At 72.7% G+C, this 16,515-nt stretch carries 14 protein-coding genes; 11 read left to right on the top strand and 3 right to left on the bottom strand.

Going from position 1 to position 16,515, the window contains the following annotated elements; translation table 11 throughout:
- Positions 1 to 16 precede the first annotated feature (16 nt).
- From ACZ6K0_RS27745 to ACZ6K0_RS27710, 8 genes are all read left to right on the top strand, one after another.
- The gene (locus ACZ6K0_RS27745) at positions 17 to 862 is read left to right on the top strand and encodes an NmrA family NAD(P)-binding protein (protein ID WP_469232312.1); all 846 of its coding nucleotides are present in this window, start codon (positions 17 to 19) and stop codon (positions 860 to 862) included.
- 373 nt (positions 863 to 1,235) lie between these two features.
- Positions 1,236 to 2,723: a flavin monoamine oxidase family protein gene (locus tag ACZ6K0_RS27740; RefSeq protein WP_376396399.1), complete on the top strand. Its 1,488-nt coding sequence runs from the start codon at positions 1,236 to 1,238 to the stop codon at positions 2,721 to 2,723.
- Positions 2,724 to 2,954: 231 nt separating this feature from the next.
- The gene (locus ACZ6K0_RS27735; RefSeq protein ID WP_469232314.1) at positions 2,955 to 4,535 is read left to right on the top strand and encodes an acyl-CoA mutase large subunit family protein; all 1,581 of its coding nucleotides are present in this window, start codon (positions 2,955 to 2,957) and stop codon (positions 4,533 to 4,535) included.
- Between the two features lie 40 nt (positions 4,536 to 4,575).
- Positions 4,576 to 4,788: a DUF5988 family protein gene (locus ACZ6K0_RS27730; RefSeq protein ID WP_376396405.1), complete on the top strand. Its 213-nt coding sequence runs from the start codon at positions 4,576 to 4,578 to the stop codon at positions 4,786 to 4,788.
- A 338-nt stretch (positions 4,789 to 5,126) separates the two neighbouring features.
- Positions 5,127 to 5,639, top strand: a complete 513-nt coding sequence (locus ACZ6K0_RS27725) for a DUF6643 family protein (RefSeq protein WP_376396408.1) — start codon at positions 5,127 to 5,129, stop codon at positions 5,637 to 5,639.
- A 54-nt stretch (positions 5,640 to 5,693) separates the two neighbouring features.
- A complete protein-coding gene (locus ACZ6K0_RS27720; RefSeq protein WP_376396411.1) occupies positions 5,694 to 6,518 on the top strand; it encodes an MOSC domain-containing protein in 825 nt (274 codons plus the stop codon).
- A gap of 90 nt (positions 6,519 to 6,608) precedes the next feature.
- Positions 6,609 to 7,217: an Rv1733c family protein gene (locus ACZ6K0_RS27715; RefSeq protein ID WP_376396414.1), complete on the top strand. Its 609-nt coding sequence runs from the start codon at positions 6,609 to 6,611 to the stop codon at positions 7,215 to 7,217.
- A gap of 174 nt (positions 7,218 to 7,391) precedes the next feature.
- Positions 7,392 to 9,797 (top strand): right-handed parallel beta-helix repeat-containing protein, encoded by a 2,406-nt coding sequence (locus tag ACZ6K0_RS27710; RefSeq protein ID WP_469232317.1) that lies wholly within the window; start codon positions 7,392 to 7,394, stop codon positions 9,795 to 9,797.
- On the opposite strand, the gene ACZ6K0_RS27705 is transcribed toward ACZ6K0_RS27710, so the two are convergent.
- Entirely contained in the window at positions 9,767 to 12,253 is a 2,487-nt protein-coding gene (locus tag ACZ6K0_RS27705; protein ID WP_469232319.1) for a hypothetical protein, read from the bottom strand. The genes ACZ6K0_RS27710 and ACZ6K0_RS27705 overlap by 31 nt on opposite strands.
- A 145-nt stretch (positions 12,254 to 12,398) precedes the next feature.
- Here ACZ6K0_RS27705 and ACZ6K0_RS27700 point away from each other — a divergent pair, with 145 nt between their 5' ends.
- On the top strand, positions 12,399 to 13,226 hold the full coding sequence (locus ACZ6K0_RS27700) for a DeoR/GlpR family DNA-binding transcription regulator (protein WP_376396422.1): 828 nt from the start codon (positions 12,399 to 12,401) through the stop codon (positions 13,224 to 13,226).
- Entirely contained in the window at positions 13,223 to 13,660 is a 438-nt protein-coding gene (locus ACZ6K0_RS27695; RefSeq protein ID WP_376396425.1) for an SRPBCC family protein, read from the top strand. The genes ACZ6K0_RS27700 and ACZ6K0_RS27695 overlap by 4 nt, the downstream gene beginning before the upstream one ends.
- Positions 13,661 to 13,787: 127 nt before the next feature.
- Here the strand turns inward: ACZ6K0_RS27695 and bla are convergent, their stop codons facing one another.
- Complete coding sequence (gene bla, locus ACZ6K0_RS27690; RefSeq protein WP_469232661.1) at positions 13,788 to 14,708, bottom strand: class A beta-lactamase; 921 nt, start codon at positions 14,706 to 14,708, stop codon at positions 13,788 to 13,790.
- 198 nt (positions 14,709 to 14,906) lie between these two features.
- On the opposite strand from bla, the gene ACZ6K0_RS27685 reads away from it, so the two are divergent.
- Positions 14,907 to 15,407: an SRPBCC family protein gene (locus ACZ6K0_RS27685; protein ID WP_469232321.1), complete on the top strand. Its 501-nt coding sequence runs from the start codon at positions 14,907 to 14,909 to the stop codon at positions 15,405 to 15,407.
- Here the strand turns inward: ACZ6K0_RS27685 and cds1 are convergent.
- Positions 15,367 to 16,497 carry an L-cysteine desulfhydrase Cds1 gene (cds1, locus tag ACZ6K0_RS27680; protein WP_376396435.1) on the bottom strand — a complete coding sequence of 377 codons (1,131 nt, stop codon included), beginning with the start codon at positions 16,495 to 16,497 and terminating at the stop codon, positions 15,367 to 15,369. The two genes, ACZ6K0_RS27685 and cds1, sit on opposite strands and share 41 nt — an antisense overlap.
- Positions 16,498 to 16,515: the final 18 nt, after the last annotated feature.

The raw sequence follows: 16,515 nt of genomic DNA, 5'->3' as shown, positions 1-16,515 counted from the left end.
AGGATTTAGTTGCCTCATGACTGAGCACCCGATTTTGATCACTGGTGGTACGGGCAAGGTCGGCGGACGCGCCGTGGCCCAACTTGGCGCGAAGGGTGTCGCGGTGCGCGTGGGTTCGCGTTCCAGCGACCCCCGTTTCGACTGGACGGACCGGAGCACGTGGGACGCCGCGCTGGACGGCGTGAAGAAGGTCTTCATCGTTCCTCAGGACGGCGAGCAGCTGACGCGGCCGTTCGTGCAGCGCGCGAAGGAGCTGGGGGTCGAGCGCATCGTGCTGCTGTCGGGCCGCGGCGCCGACGTCCCCGGCTACGCCAAGGAGGACAGCATCGCGGGCAGGACCCACATCGACGGCGAGGACGCCGTGCGCAACAGCGGTCTGGAGTGGACCGTCGTGCGGCCGGCGTGGTTCGCCCAGAACTTCAGCGAGGGCTTCTTCCGCGACTCGGTGCTCGGCGGGGAGCTGCGCCTGCCCGCCGGTGACGGCGCGGCGAGCTTCGTGGACGCCGAGGACATCGCCGCGGTCGCGGTCGCGGCGCTCACCGAGGACCAGCACGTGGGCAAGACCTACGAGCTGTCCGGGCCCAGCGCGCTGACCATCGGCGAGGTGGTGGACCTCATCTCCGACGCCACCGGCCGCTCGGTGCGCTACGTGTCCCTGTCGCCCGAGGACTTCGTGGCCGAGCTGGTCGCCGAGGGCTGGCCCACGGCGGACGCCGAGGACTACGCCGACTCGGTCGGCCCGATCCGGCGGGACATGGACAGCCACCTGTCCGACGGCGTGCAGACCGCGCTCGGCCGGCCGCCCCGCTCCTTCGCCCTGTTCGTGAAGGAGGCCGCGGCCGCCGGCGCCTGGCGCGACTGACGTGGAGGACGGTCGGTAACCGTCACCTCCCGAGAGAGAAGGCCCCCGCGGTCGCAACACGCGGGGGCCGCACCACCCGCACCACCCGCACTGCAGGTACACACGGGGAATTGCACGAGTTTACGGGGGAGCTGCACCGGGGGCAGACCGACGCGACCGCGCACGCGGAGTCGCCTCGGTCCCGTCACCGTGAGGGATCCGGGAGGTTCACCTGGGTCCCATCCGCACTGAGTTGGCATCACTTCCGATCGCCCTGCCTCGCGAACGCGGGCTGCGTCCGCGGTTCCCGAGCCGCACGGGCAGCCGTCGATTCCTCACGTCGCCCTTCCACGCTCCATGTACGAGCGATCACAGGAAACTTGAGGACAACCCAGTGAGTGAAGACAACCAGCCCGCCATACGTCGCGCCGTCGGGCTCTCCCGTCGGCGACTGCTCAAGGCCGGCGGGCTCACCACCGCTGCCGCCGCGATCGGCGCGATCCCCGGTCCCCTCGGCAGCACGGACGCACATGCCTCCGCGGCCAGTGGCTGCTACGACGCGATCGTCGTGGGCCTCGGCTTCGCGGGCGCGATTGCCGCGCGGGAGCTGAGGGCCAAGGGCCTCAACCCGCTCCTGCTGGAGGCCCGCGGCCGGGTCGGCGGCCGCACCTGGACCGACACGTTCGTCAACCAGCCCGTGGAGATGGGCGGACAGTTCGTCGACGAGTCCCAGCCGCTCATCACCGCCGAGCTCAACCGCTACGGCATCGCCACCGCCCACGGCCTCCTCCCGGCGAAGGCGATCATGCCGACCGCGGACGGCCCCGCGCCCTTCTCCCTCGCCGAACTGCAGACCCGGCAGGGTGCGCTCCTGGAGAAGCTCTTCGAGGGATCGAGGACCTTCTTCCCGGACCCCAACAACCCCCTGGCCCGGCGTGACCTGGTCCGCGAGGTCGACGGCCTCTCGCTGCGCAACCGGCTCGACCAGCTGAACCTCAGCGCCGCCGACGAGAGCTGGATCAACGGCATCACCGCCGGGCAGTCCGGCGGATCGAGCACCTACGGCGCCTACACCGCGCTCGCCCAGTGGTGGTCCCTCGCGGGCTGGAGCACCGACACGTGGTACCGCGCCCAGAGCAAGCGCGTCGCCACCGGCATGAGCAGCGTCATCCGGGCGATCCTCGCCGACGCCAGGGCGGAGATCCGGCTGAACGCTCCGGTCGCGTCGATCACCGACACGGGTACGTCGGTGAGGGTCGTGACGGAAGCGGGCCAGGCCTTCACGGCGCGTACCGTCGTCGTGGCGGTACCGGTGAACGTGTGGAAGACCATCACGTTCAACCCCGGCCTGCCCGCGGTGCACAGCACCGCCACGCAGCAGGGCGTGGGCGTGGCGAACAGCCGGAAACTCTGGCTCCACGTACGCGGCATGACCGAGGCGAAGGTCGTCAGCGGCGCCGAGGGCGATCCCTTCATGACCGTGCTCTCGCACAGCGAGACCCCGGAGGGCCAGCTCCTGATGGCGCTCAACAGCAAGCCCGCGATCGACGTCTCGAACCGGGCGGACATCGAGGCCGCGCTGCGGACCGTGCTTCCCGAGGCGCAACTCATCGACTACCGGGCCCAGGACTGGGGCGCGGCACGCTACTCGCTCGGCGGCTGGGCGCTGCGCCGCCCGGGGCAGATGCTGAACCAGCTGCCGGCGATCCAGCGACCGCACGGCAGGATCGCGTTCGCCACCAGTGACATCGCCAGCGGCTGGGTGGGCTTCGTGGAAGGCGCGATCGAGGCCGGCTTCCGCGCGGCGGGCCAGGCCGCCGGCATCGCGGGGACCACGAGGACCGGCTCGGCAAGGACCCAGCACCGCCTCAGCACCGTCTGAGCATCGGCGGGCCGGAGAGTACGACGGCGGGCGTCTGCCGGGGGTGTCCCCCGGCGGGCGCCCGCCTCCGTTGTCGCGCAGTCGCATCACGAACCGCGCGAAGTCCCTCGCCAAGTCCCTTGCGAAGTCCCGGGATTAGATCGGCGGGAGCACCGCATTAGCCCGCCCGTCGATGCTCGTAACCATGGGCTTCGGCTCCTGTGGACCCGTCGAGGAGGGAAGGCACAACACATGGCGCGCGAGTCGGAGTCGGGGCTGCCGATCGAGCCGGTCTACGGGCCGGGGGCTCTGGAGGGGTGGGATCCCGCCGGGAAGCTGGGCGAGCCGGGCGCGTACCCCTTCACGCGCGGCGTCTACCCGTCGATGTACACGGGCCGTCCCTGGACGATGCGGCAGTACGCGGGCTTCGGTACGGCGGTCGAGTCGAACGCCCGTTACAAGCAGCTGATCGCGAACGGCACGATGGGCCTGTCGGTGGCGTTCGACCTGCCGACGCAGATGGGCCACGACAGCGATGCGGCGATCTCCTCGGGTGAGGTCGGCAAGGTGGGTGTCGCGATCGATTCGATCGACGACATGCGGGTCCTGTTCGACGGCATCCCGTTGGACAAGGTCTCGACGTCGATGACGATCAACGCCCCCGGTTCGCTTCTCCTCCTGCTGTACCAGTTGGTGGGTGAGGAGCAGGGTGTTCCGGCGGACAAGCTGACGGGCACGATCCAGAACGACGTGCTGAAGGAGTACATCGCGCGGGGCACGTACATCTTCCCGCCGAAGCCGTCGCTGCGTCTGATCGCGGACATCTTCAAGTACTGCCGGGCCGAGATCCCGAAGTGGAACACCATCTCGATCTCCGGCTACCACATGGCCGAGGCAGGTGCCTCGCCCGCGCAGGAGATCGCGTTCACCCTCGCGGACGGCATCGAGTACGTCCGCACGGCCGTCGCGGCCGGCATGGACGTCGACGACTTCGCCCCGCGCCTCTCCTTCTTCTTCGTGGCGCGCACGACGATCCTCGAAGAGGTCGCGAAGTTCCGTGCGGCCCGGCGGATCTGGGCGCGGGTGATGAAGGAGGAGTTCGGCGCGAAGAACCCCAAGTCGCTGATGCTCCGCTTCCACACCCAGACCGCCGGTGTGCAGCTGACCGCCCAGCAGCCCGAGGTCAACCTGGTCCGTGTCGCCGTCCAGGGCCTCGCGGCGGTCCTCGGCGGCACGCAGTCCCTGCACACGAACTCCTTCGACGAGGCGATCGCGCTCCCGACGGACAAGTCGGCCCGTCTGGCTCTGCGTACGCAGCAGGTCCTCGCCTACGAGACGGACGTGACGGCCACGGTCGACCCGTTCGCGGGCTCGTACGTCGTCGAGAAGATGACCGACGACGTCGAGGCCGCGGCCCTTGAGCTGATGGCCAAGGTCGAGGACATGGGCGGCGCGGTCGCGGCGATCGAGCGTGGTTTCCAGAAGAGCGAGATCGAGCGCTCCGCCTACCGGATCGCGCAGGAGACCGACAGCGGCGAGCGGGTCGTCGTCGGCGTCAACCGCTACACGATCGACGTCGAAGAGCCCTACGAACCCCTCCGCGTCGACCCCGTCATCGAAGAGGAACAGGCGGCCCGCCTGGCGAAGTTGAGGGCCGAACGCGACCAGACGGCCGTCGACGTCGCCCTCATCGAACTGAAGAAGGCGGCCGAGGGCACGGACAACGTCCTCTACCCGATGAAGGACGCCCTCAAGGCCCGCGCCACCGTCGGCGAGGTCTGCAACGCGCTGCGCGAAGTCTGGGGCACGTACGTCCCCACCGACGCCTTCTGACAGCACCGACCCGGCGATTCGAACTGGAGGAGAGTTCTTCATGAGCAACCGACCCAACGTGATCTTGCAGGGTGGCCGCGCCGTTCCGGACGGGGAGAGGATTCGCTACGTCGAGAACACCGAGGAAACGTTCAAACTCTTCCTCGGGAACCGCTACGAGCACTACAAGGCCAACGGCTCCACCCACGCGCACCACGACGGCAGCGGGCTCCTGGTGTTCGAATGGATGTACCGCACCTACGTCGCCGAGTGAACGGCCGGGCCGGGGCCGGAGCCGGAGCCGGATCTTCTGTGCCGGGCATTCGCCCCGACCGGAGAGAAGCGGAGAGAAGCGGAGAGAAGCGGAGAGGACCGAAGAGAGACGGCTTTCCGTTCACGTCCCGGAAACCCACGCCCGCCGCGCGGGCGTAGCCCTTTGTAGCCCTTCCGACACTTCTCGTTACCCACGGGTACCGACGGCGGGAAAACCCTCGTTGTTAACGCAGCCTTTAACGTTGTTTTGGCAGGTCAGGCGGACAAAAACAGCGTAAATCGGATGACCCTGAGATGGGGACTCCCCAACCAGCACATCGTGGGCTTAACTTATGTGCCATGACCTCCCCCCGCTCCACCTATGGAGGCGGTTACCACACCGCGCCGTCCTTCCCGGACACCCCGATCTACGACTCCCTGGTCGCGGAGCGGGGCACGCCTCAGATCGCCCCGATCCGAGTGCCCGCCGCCTACGACACCGGCAGCAGCTTCCCCACGAGCGGTTCCTACCTGCCGGCGCTCCCCGCGGCACTGCCCGCCCTCCCGGCGGCGCCCAGCCCGCACCCCGCCCCCGCCTACGGCGGCGGGTACGGCTATCCGCAGCCCTCCCCGCAGATGGCCCCCGTACCGCTCCAGCACGCCCCCACCCCGTACATCCCGCAGCAGCCGGTGGCCCCGCGCGGCTACCAGGGCGGCGGCTACCCGCAGCAGCCGCGCCCGGCCGCCGCGGGGTACGAGGCGATGCGCCCGGCCGCCCCGCGGCCCGTACCGGCACCGGCGCCCGTCCCGGCCCCGGCACCGGCGATGTATCAGGACCCGTACAACCGCCCCTACCAGGGCGGGGGTTACTGACCGGGCCGGGAGGTTCCGGACGACGAGGTCCGGAGCGGCTGGCAGGATGACCGCATGTCCACTCCTGTACTCCGCTCCGTCCACGTCCATCCGGTGAAGGCCATGCGTGCGCTGGCCCCCACGGAGGCCGAGGTGCAGCCCTGGGGGCTCGCCGGGGACCGCCGCTGGGCCGTCGTCGACGCCGCGGGCAAGGTCGTGACCCAACGCCGTCACCCCCGGATGGCGTTGGCCACGGCCGAGCCGCTGGCGGACGGCGGCGTCGCGCTGTCCGCGCCCGGGCACCCGACGCTCAAGGTCGAGGTGCCGTCCCCCACGGCCACGGTCACGATGGAGATCTTCGACAAGTACGTGGAGGCGGTCCCGGCCGGCGGCGAGGCGGCCGCCTGGGTCTCCGCGTACCTGGAGACGGACGCCCGGCTCGTCCACATGGACGCGCCCGAGCACCGGCGGCCCGTCGACCCGGAGTACGCGCTGCCCGGCGAGACGGTGAGCTTCGCGGACGGCTACCCGCTCCTCGTCGCCGCCACGGCCTCGCTCGACGCCCTCAACACCCTCATCGCGGGCGGCGACCACGCCCACGAGGGCCCCCTGCCGATGAACCGGTTCCGGCCGAACCTGGTGATCGAGGGGACCGAGCCGTGGGCGGAGGACGGCTGGACCCGGCTCGCCGTCGGCGAGGTCACCTTCCGCGTCGCCAGGCCCTGCGGGCGCTGTGTCGTCACCACGACGAACCAGTTCACCGCCGAGCGGGGCAAGGAGCCGCTGCGCTCCCTCGCCCTGCACCGCAAGCGCGACGGCCGCGTCATCTTCGGGCAGAACCTCGTCCCCGAGCACCGCGGCACGGTCCGGGTCGGCGACCCCGTGAAGATCCTCGACTGAGAATCCCGCGAATCCCGCGCCCGACAGGCGGGGAAAGCGGCCCCGGGGCACACTCGTTGGAGGAGCGGCGATCAACGAGGGGGTCCTGACGTGCGGGCAGCCACCGGAGTCTGGCGCTGGCGGCGCAATCCCCTGCGCCGGACCACGGACCTGGTCGAGGCGTGGGTCGCCCTCACCGCCGCCGCGCTCCTCTGTCTGCTCGTGCCCCTCGCCGGCTGGGCCGCCGGCTCGTCGGCGCACGGCTCGCTCCAGCGTGCGGTCCGCACGCAGCAGGAGCAGCGGCTGCCGACGACGGCCCGGGTCGTGCGCCTCGAAGACAGGCCGGCGAGCGGCCCCCGTACCGCCGAGTCCGGCGGGGAGGAGCGGCTGCGCCGCTCCGTGGTGGCGCGCTGGACCGCGCCCGACGGCACGGCCCGCACGGGAGTCGTGGCCATCGCGAGGCGCCACTCCGCCCCCGGCGACACGTTCTCCCTGTGGACGGACCGCGAGGGGCATCCGGTGTCCCCGCCGATGCCGGCGGGCACGGCCCGCGCGCACACGGTCATCGCCGGTCTGATGGCCGCGCTCCTCGCCGGGCTCCTCGTGGAGATCGTCCGCCGCCTGGCGGTCCGCCGCCTCGTCCTGCGGCGATACGCGCGCCTGGACCGCGCGTGGGCCTCGGCGGGCCCCGACTGGGGCCGTGCCGACACCGGCAGCTGACACCTCGCGGCGGGGGTGCCGGTACCGGCACCGGCAGTCGACCCGTACACCTCACACCACCTCCCTCGCATGCGGACGAGCAGCCCTCTCGACCCGTCATCCCCCACCCACCGCGCGCGCTACGGTGGGGCATCGACACAGCGGCGAGGCATCAGGCGGGGGCAGGGCACACCCATGGCACAGGGCACGGTCCAGGTGACGCACACCGGCACATCGCGGTGGCGGCGCCGCACGGGTGAGTACGCCTCTCTCGCCGCCGCCCTGGAGGCCGCGAGCGACGGGGACGTCCTCACCGTCGCGCCCGGCACCTACCGGGAGAACCTGGTCGTGCGGCGGGCCGTCACCCTGCGCGGCCCCGAGGGCACGGTCGGCTCGGTGCGGATCGCGCCGCCGGACGGGGTGGCGCTAACCGTCCGCGCCTCCGTCACCATCCAGGACCTGCACATCGAGGGGCAGGACGTCGCCGCGCCCGCTCTGCTCGTCGAGGACGGCACGCCCGAATTGCTTGATCTGCGGATAATGACGCGCTCGGCCGCCGGGATCGAGGTGCGGGGCGCCGCCCGCCCGACCGTCCGCCGCTGCACGATCGACAACCCGGCCGGTGTCGGCATCGCCGTCGTCGACGGCGCGGGCGGGGTGTTCGAGGAGTGTGAGGTGGTGTCCGCCGGGCAGGCGGGCGTATCGGTGCGCGGAGGGGCGCATCCGCGCCTTGAGCGCTGCCGGGTGCACCATGCTTCCGGCGCCGGGATCGCGGTCACCGGCGAGGGCAGCGGCCTGGAGGGCATCGGCTGCGAGGTGTACGAGATCAAGGGCGCCGGTGTCCAGATCGCGGCGCGCGCCACCGCGCACCTCACCGACTCGTCGGTGCACCGCACGTCCGGGGACGGCATCACGCTCGACACGGACGCCGTCCTGACGCTGTCGGACTGCGACATCCACGACGTCCCGGAGAACGCGGTCGACCTGCGCTCGCGCTCGGTGCTGACGCTGACCCGGTCGACGGTCCGCCGTTTCGGCCGCAACGGCCTGTCGGTGTGGGACCCGGGCACGCGCGTGGACGCCAACCAGTGCGAGATCCACGACAGTACGGGCGACTACCCGGCGGTGTGGGTGAGCGACGGCGCGACCGTGGTCCTCGACGCCTGCCGGGTGCACGACGTGCCGGACGCGCTCTTCGTCCTCGACCGGGGTTCGCGGGTGGACGTGGTCGACAGCGACCTGTCTCAGGTGCGGAACACGGCGGTGTCGGTGAGCGACGGGGCGACGGCCCAGCTCGACGACTGCCGGATCCGGGAGGCCTCCACCGGTGCCTGGTTCCGGGACCACGGCAGCGGCGGCACCCTGGCGGGGTGCACGATCGACGCCGTGCAGACCGGGGTCATCGTCACCAAGGGCGCCGACCCGACGATCGACCGGTGCACGGTCACCTCGCCCGCCGAGGCCGGTTTCTACGTGTCGGCCGAGGGCCGCGGCTCCTTCACCGGCTGCCGGGTCACGGGCAGCGGCGGCTACGGCTTCCATGTGACGGACGGCTGCCGGACGAGCCTGCGCAAGTGCCGTACGGAGCGGTGCGCGCGCGGCGGGTACGAGTTCCCGGAGGAGGGTGCGGTCGCGGAGGACTGCACCAGCGACGAGAGCGCGGTCCGCTCCTCGGTGCCCGACGGCGGCACCGTCCTGGCGGCCACGCAGTCGGCGGGGCTCCTCGGGGCGGTTCCCGTGCCGCGCACCCAGCCGGCCGCCCCGGCTCCGGTGGTTCCGGTGCCCGAGGCCCGCTCCTCGCAGGACGTGCTCGGGGAACTGGACGCCCTGGTGGGCCTGGAGAGCGTCAAGCACGAGGTGCGGACGCTCACCAACATGATCGAGGTGGGGCGCCGGCGTCAGGAGGCGGGGCTCAAGGCGGCCTCGGTCCGCCGCCATCTGGTCTTCACGGGCAACCCCGGCACCGGCAAGACGACCGTGGCCCGGCTGTACGGCGAGATCCTCGCCTCGCTGGGTGTCCTGGAGCGGGGCCACCTGGTGGAGGTCTCGCGGGTGGACCTGGTCGGCGAGCACATCGGGTCGACCGCGATCCGTACGCAGGAGGCCTTCGACCGGGCGCGCGGCGGGGTGCTGTTCGTCGACGAGGCGTACGCGCTGTCGCCGGAGGACTCGGGACGGGACTTCGGCCGCGAGGCGATCGACACGCTGGTGAAGCTGATGGAGGACCACCGGGACGCGGTGGTCGTCATCGTCGCCGGGTACACGGCGGAGATGGAGCGCTTCCTCACCGTCAACCCCGGTGTGGCCTCCCGATTCTCACGGACCATCAGTTTCGGCGACTACGCGCCGGACGAGCTGCTGCGGATCGTGGGGCAGCAGGCCGACGACCACGAGTACCGGCTCGTGCCGGGCACGGACGAGGCGCTGCTCACGTACTTCACGAAGCTGCCGAAGGGCCCGGCCTTCGGCAACGGCCGTACGGCGCGCCAGACGTTCGAGTCGATGGTGGAGCGGCACGCGGGCCGGGTCGCCGCGCTCGCCGAGCCGAGCACGGACGACCTGACGCTGCTCTACCCGGAGGACCTCCCCGAACTCCCCTGACGGTCGCCGTCGTTCGGCTCGCGCTGGCGGGGCAGGGCGGGCGGCAGCCGGTCGAGGAGCGCGGAGCGCCGCTGGGCGAACGCCGGGTCGGCCTGGTAGTCGGAGTGGCCCAGGATCGGTTCCGGCAGCGGATGCTCACGGGTGCGGCCGTACGCGACGGGGTCGAGCAGCACGTCCCCGTCGACGGCCGGCCGGTCCGCCTCTGCGGGGACGCGGACGGGGCCTCCGATGGGGTCGGTGGCGCGGTGGAGGTTGCTCCAGCAGTGGACCGTGCGGTGTAGGGCGCGCAGTGCCTCGGGGCCGAAGTAGGCGGGGAACCAGCGCCCGTAGAGCCGCTCCAGGGGTGAGCCGTAGGTGAGCAGCGCGACCCGGCCGCGGGTGGCGGGCGGCAGCTGCCAGACGGCGGCCGCGGCGAGGACGCTGCCCTGGGAGTGGCCGGAGATGACGAGCCGGCCGCCGGTGCCCCGGGTCCAGGAGCTCATCCGCCAGGTGAGGTCGGGGACGGCCCGTTCGGCGTAGCAGGGCGGGGCGAACGGGTGGGCGGCGCGCGGCCAGAAGGTGCCGACGTCCCAGAGGATGCCGATGGTGCGGCGGGCCGAGGCGTCCTTGTAGGCGCGGCGGCCCCAGGTGACGAAGAGCAGGAAGCCGAGGCCGATCATCCAGGAGCCGACGGCCTGGGCGGCGGAGGCGGCGGAGGCGATCGCGGGGTGGGCGCCGTCGAAGGCCCGGCCGGGGACGTTGCCACTGGCCCAGGCGCCCGCGACGGACGCGGCCCCGAGGAGCAGGGTGGCGCCGGAGACGACGCCGACGAGGACGGGTGCGGAGTCGGTGAGCGCCGCGCGGGCCCGGCCGGCCGCGATCTGTCCCGTACGGACGGGGTCCGGTTCGCCCGCGGTGCCGTAGTCGGCCTCGACGGCGGGCCGCAGCCGCCGGGCGTCGAGCACGGTCCGTACGGCGAGGAGGGCGGCGGGGACGAGCAGCAGCAGGAGCAGGACGGGGATGACGGACGCCTGCCAGCTGAGCAGGACGGGCGGGCCGATCCGGGGGCCCTGCCCCGCCCCGGAGCCGTCGAGCCAGTCGGCGACGCGCTGGGCGACGCCGCCGGACATGACCCCGGCCAGGGCGCAGGCGAGCATGGAGACGGCGGGGCCGCCGAGTCCGCGCAGCGCGGTGCGCGGGTCCCTGCGGGGGCGCTGGAGGAGCAGGGCGACCACGCCGAGGGCGACGACCAGGCCTCCTTGGGCGAGGGTGAGGGCGCCGAAGGCGGCGTCTCCGGGGAGGGTGCCGCTGGAGGCCCAGCCGGGGCGGGACCAGCCTGCGTGCAGGGCGGTGAGGGCGAGGAGGGCGAGGGCGGAGCCGGGCAGCCAGGACACCAGGGCGCGCTCGACGCGCAGGTCGAGGCGGCGCTCGCTGCGGCCCCGGCGGCAGACGACCCAGAGGACGACGGCGCCGAGGGCGACGAGTGCGGTCCGGAGTACGAGGCCGAAGGCCGCGGCCGCCCCCGTGTCGTGGCGGGCGGTGGCGGTGGCGAGGGCCGCGGCGACGGTCAGGAACCCGGCGGCGGTGTGGGCGGCGCGGAGCCGGGCGACGAGGCGGCGCCCGTACCAGAAGCCGGGACGCCCGAGGGCGGGACGGAGCTCGACGGGGGTGGGCGGAGTGGGGCCCACGGGGCCTTCGGGTCCCGGCTCCTCGCTGTCGGCGGCCTCCGTGTCGGGCGGCGTGTCGGCCTGATCGGGCTGCGCTTCGCGCTGCGTGTCAGCCTGCGGCTTGGTCTGCGGATCGGCCTGCGGATCGGTCCGCGGGTCCGGTGTCGGCGCGTCGTAGCCCGTGGGCGGGCGTTGGGCCTCGTACGCGCTCCAGGTCCGGTTGGACAGGTACCAGAGCAGGCCGACGAGTGCCGTCGGGACGAGCGCGGCGAGGGCGAGGCGGCGCCCCGGCGCGGACCACCAGCCGCCCCGGTCGGCGGCGAGGAAGCCGAGCCAGGAGTACGCGTCGGAGCAGGCATCGGTGCCGGCGCACTGCCAGGCCGTCAGGTCGAGCGCGACCTCGCAGGCCGCGGCGGTGAGAAGCAAGGTGAGGGTGAGGGCGACGAGCCGGACGAGGACCCCGTACAGCCGGACGAGTCCCGGCCTGCCCTGGGCCGGCGGGCGCATCCAGTGGGCCAGATTGGCGACCATGAAGGGCAGGAGCAGCAGCCACAGGGCGCGGGTGCCGTCGCCCGAGGTGAGGTTGGACCAGCAGTACGCCTCCGGTACCGGCCGCGCGGCGTACCGCTCGGGGTGGTCCTCGGCGTCGAGGTCCTCGGCCCGCCGGTACACGGCGGCGGTGCGGTCGCCGGTGACCCGTACGGTCCTGGGGTCGTCGAGCATGGACTGCGGGGTGGCTCCGCCGACTCCGTGGACGAGGAGTTCGAGCGCCGCGCCCCCGGTCTCCGGGGCGGGTGTGGCAGGGGACACTTAGGGGACTTCCTCTCTGGGTGGGAGGATGCGACGTCGGAAACAGGATCGCGGACAGTCGTGCGCCCGCGCACGGACTCTCACCGAATCCGACGGTGTTCCGACACTGATCCCCTAGTTCCCTGCGGAAGGACCGGCCCCGGCGGTGACTGACAACCAGAACCTCCTCGCGGAGCAGCGGCGCGCCCTGATCCTCGACGAGGTCCGGCGGCGCGGCGGTGTGCGAGTGAACGAGCTGACCCGCCGGCTGAACGTCTCGGACATGACGATCCGCCGTGACCTGGACGCGCTGGCCCGGCAGGGCATGCTGGCGAAGGTGCACGGCGGGGCCGTGCCGGTGGTCGAGGCGAGCACCCACGAGCCGGGCTTTGAAGCGAAGTCGGTGCTCGAACCGAGCGCCAAGGACGAGATCGCGCGGGCCGCGGCGGCGCTGGTCGCGCCGGGCACGGCGATCGCCCTGTCCGGCGGGACGACGACGTACGCGCTGGCCCGGCATCTGCTCGACGTGCCGGATCTGACGGTGGTGACGAACTCGGTGCGGGTCGCGGACGTGTTCCACGAGGCGCAACTGACGGGCGGCGGGGGCGAGGTGCGGCGCGGGGCGGCGACCGTCGTCCTGACGGGCGGGGTCCGGACGCCGTCCGACGCGCTGGTCGGCGCGGTCGCGGACCGGGCGATCCGCTCGCTCCACTTCGATCTGCTGTTCCTCGGGGTGCACGGCATCTCGGTCGAGGCCGGTCTGTCGACGCCGAACCTCGCGGAGGCCGAGACCAACCGGTGCCTGATGCGGTCGGCGCGCCGGGTGGTCGTGGTCGCCGACCACACCAAGTGGGGGACGGTGGGCCTGAGTTCCTTCGCCGACCTGGGCGAGGTGGACACCTGGGTGACGGACCGAGGCCTGGGCGAGGGGGTACGCGGCGAAGTGACGGAGCAGCTGCCGGGGCTGGTGGTGGCGGGCGAGGAGCCCGCGTGACGCTGTTCCGGGTCGAGCGGGCCGTTCCGCTGCCGCCGCGCGAGGCGTGGCGGCGGCTGACGGACTGGCCGGCGCACGGCCGCCAGGTGCCGCTGACCCGGACGAGGGTGCTCACTCCGGGCCCGAACGGAGCGGGGACGCGGTTCACCGCGCGGACCGGCATCGGCCCGCTGGCCTTCGACGACCCGATGGAGGTCGTGCGCTGGGAGCCGCCGGAGGCCGGCCGGGCGGGCGTGTGCCGCCTGGAGAAGTCCGGGCGGGTCGTGCGGGGTTGGGCGGCGGTCGAGGTGACGGGAGCGCCGGGCGGCGGCTGCCGGGTGGAGTGGACGGAGGAGCTGTCGGTACGAGGCCTGCCGCGCGCCTTCGACCCGGTCCTGGCGCGAGCGGGGCGGTTCCTGTTCGGCCGGGCCGTGGACGGATTGCTCCGCTCTTAGCCACTCCTCGGGCGCTCGGCACGGGAGTCGGCGGCGGCGCGGCAGGCGGACTCGTCGGCTCGTCGGGCTCGTCGGGCTCGTCGGGCTCGTCGGGCTCGTCGGGCTCGTCGGGCTACGGACTTACGGGCTACGGGCGGAGTTCCGCCGCGACCAGGGCCGCCGCCTTGGCGACGAGCGGGTTGTCGGCCTCCGCGTCCTCCTCGGGCTTGGCCGTCAGGACGGACAGCAGGACCGGGCCTCCGGTCGGCGGCCAGGCGATGCCCGCGTCGTTGTTGCCGCCGTACCGCCCGCCGCCGGTCTTGTCGGCGAGGATCCAGTCGGCGGGCAGTCCCTTGCGGAACCGTTCGCCGCTGGTCGTGTTGGCGAGCATCCAGGCGGTCAGCCGGTCGCGGTCCCGGGGCGCCAGCGCGGCGCCGAGGACGAGGCGCCCGTAGGTCCGGCCGATGGCCCGGGGTGTGGTGACGTCGGTGTCGCGCCAGGGCTCGGCGGAGTTCAGCTCGGGCTCCCAGCGGTCCAGCCGGGTGACGCCGTCGCCGATCGACCGGGCGAACCGGGTGACGGCCGTCGGCCCGCCCAGCTCCCGCAGCAGCAGGTTCGCGGCGGTGTTGTCGCTGTAGCGGAGGGTCGCGTCGCAGAGCCCGGCGACGGTCATCCCGGCGGCGAGGTTCTCCGGGAGCCCGGTCCTCGGCGAGAAGCCCGACCGCTTGACGTACGCCTCCGTGTACCGGATGCGCTTCGCCAGGAAGGAGCCGTCGTGGTCGAGGTCGCGGAGGACGGCCGCGACGGCGAGGGTCTTGAACACCGAGCACATCGGGAAGCGTTCGTCGGCGCGGTACGCCACGGACCGGCCGGTGCGGACGTCGTACGCGAACACGCCCAGCCGCGCGGAGTGTTCGTCCTCCAGCTCGCGCAACCGTCCGGTGAGGCGGCCCGTCGCGGCGTGGGCCGCCCCCGCGAGCGGGAGGACGGAGGCGAGCACGGTGCCGGTGGCGAGCGCGAGCACGGTGCGGCGGGACGGGTGCGGCGCTGAGGCGGACTCGGGGTGCAGGGAGGACGTGGCGGGGGTGGAGGGCGTGGTGGACGTGGAGGGCGTGGTGGGCGTGATGGACACGGGGGTTCCCCTTCCGGCGCGGCGAGATCCTTGCGGAGTCGAGTCCATCATGCGCAACGGCCCACGGCACTCTGTGCCGTTGACAAGTCGTCAGCTAGGGTGCACTTCCGCGTCCGTCCTGGGGAGGTTCGGTCCATGGCACGCCGACTGAGGCCGGTGGAGCTCGACTTCACCGCAACCGCACCTGTCCGACTCGCCTACACGGCGACACTGGCCGCACCGCCGTCGGCCGTCTACCGGTCGCTGGCCGTGGAGGTGGGCAGCATGCCCGCGTGGTTCACGGCCGTCGTCTCCGCCGTCCCGACGGCGGACGGCGCGGGCCGGACCATCCGGCTGCGGGGCGGAATCGTCTTCGAGGAGACGATCCTCGCCGCCGAGCCCGATGTCCGGTACGCCTACCGGGTCGACCTGACGAACGCGCCCGGTGTCACGGCCCTGGCGGAGGAATGGGCCCTCTCCCCCGCCGGGAAGGGCACGCACCTGCGGTGGACGATGGCCGTCGACGGGGCGGCGGCGCTCCGGCTCGCGCTCCTCCTCGCCCGCCCCGGCCTCGGGCTGTCCTTCCGGGACGCCGCGCGCCGCCTGGACCGGCGGCTCACTCCGGCCAGGCCCCCGTCTCCAGGAACCGATCGATAGCGGCGCTGTGCGGGGCGATGTCCAGGCCCTGGGCGGCCAGCCAGGTGTCGGAGTAGTACTTGTCGAGGTAGCGCTCGCCCGGGTCGCAGATCAGCGTCACGATGCTGCCGGTGCGCTCCTCCTTGACCATCTCGGCCACGATCTTGAAGGCGCTCCACAGACCGGTGCCGGTGGAACCGCCCGCCTTGCGCCCTATGGCCGTCTCCAGGGCGCGGACGGCGGCGACGCTGGCGGCGTCGGGAACCTTCATCATGCGGTCGATCGCGCCGGGGACGAAGCTCGGCTCCATACGGGGGCGGCCGATGCCCTCGATGCGCGAGCCGCAGTCGGAGGTGGCGTCCGGGTCGCCCTGCGTCCAGCCGTCGAAGAAACAGGAGTTCTCCGGGTCGGCGACACAGATCCGGGTGTCGTGCTGCATGTAGTGGACGTAGCGGGCGATGGTCGCCGAGGTGCCGCCGGTGCCCGCGGTGGCCACGATCCAGGCGGGCTCCGGGTAGCGCTCCAGCTTCAGCTGCTGGTAGATCGATTCGGCGATGTTGTTGTTGCCGCGCCAGTCGGTGGCCCGCTCCGCGTACGTGAACTGGTCCATGTAGTGGCCGCCGGTGCGCGCGGCGAGGGCCGCGGACTCCTCGTACATGGTCCGCGAGTCGTCGACGAAGTGGCACTCGCCGCCGTGGAACTCGATCAGCCGGCACTTCTCGGGGCTGGTCGTGCGGGGCATGACGGCGATGAAGGGGACGCCCACGAGCTTGGCGAAGTACGCCTCGGAGACGGCGGTCGAACCGCTGGAGGCCTCGATGACGGGCTTGCCCGGGCGGATCCAGCCGTTGCAGAGCCCGTAGAGGAAGAGCGAACGGGCGAGCCGGTGCTTGAGGCTGCCGGTGGGGTGGGTCGACTCGTCCTTGAGGTAGAGGTCGATGCCCCACTTCTCGGGGAGCGGGAAGCGCAGCAGGTGGGTGTCGGCGGAGCGGTTGGCGTCGGCCTGGACCTTGCGGACGGCCTCCTTCAGCCAGGCCCGGTACGCCGGATCGCTGCGGTCGACGTCGATGGTCGCCGGCGCGGCGGTCGCACTGTTCTCGGTGGTGCTCATCCGTCCCACTCCTCGCTC

It is taken from the genome of Streptomyces sp. NPDC042346 (assembly GCF_055581845.1).
This window is presented reverse-complemented; position numbering and strand designations above follow the sequence as displayed.

Bases quoted from the DNA above. Each gene is read 5' to 3' on its own strand.
- ACZ6K0_RS27745 (WP_469232312.1), top strand. From the start codon at position 17: ATGACTGAGCACCCGATTTTGATCACTGGTGGTACGGGCAAGGTCGGC.
- ACZ6K0_RS27735 (WP_469232314.1), top strand. From the start codon at position 2,955: ATGGCGCGCGAGTCGGAGTCGGGGCTGCCGATCGAGCCGGTCTACGGG.
- ACZ6K0_RS27730 (WP_376396405.1), top strand. From the start codon at position 4,576: ATGAGCAACCGACCCAACGTGATCTTGCAGGGTGGCCGCGCCGTTCCG.
- ACZ6K0_RS27725 (WP_376396408.1), top strand. From the start codon at position 5,127: ATGACCTCCCCCCGCTCCACCTATGGAGGCGGTTACCACACCGCGCCG.
- ACZ6K0_RS27720 (WP_376396411.1), top strand. From the start codon at position 5,694: ATGTCCACTCCTGTACTCCGCTCCGTCCACGTCCATCCGGTGAAGGCC.
- ACZ6K0_RS27710 (WP_469232317.1), top strand. From the start codon at position 7,392: ATGGCACAGGGCACGGTCCAGGTGACGCACACCGGCACATCGCGGTGG.
- ACZ6K0_RS27685 (WP_469232321.1), top strand. From the start codon at position 14,907: ATGGCACGCCGACTGAGGCCGGTGGAGCTCGACTTCACCGCAACCGCA.
- cds1 (WP_376396435.1), bottom strand. From the start codon at position 16,497: ATGAGCACCACCGAGAACAGTGCGACCGCCGCGCCGGCGACCATCGAC.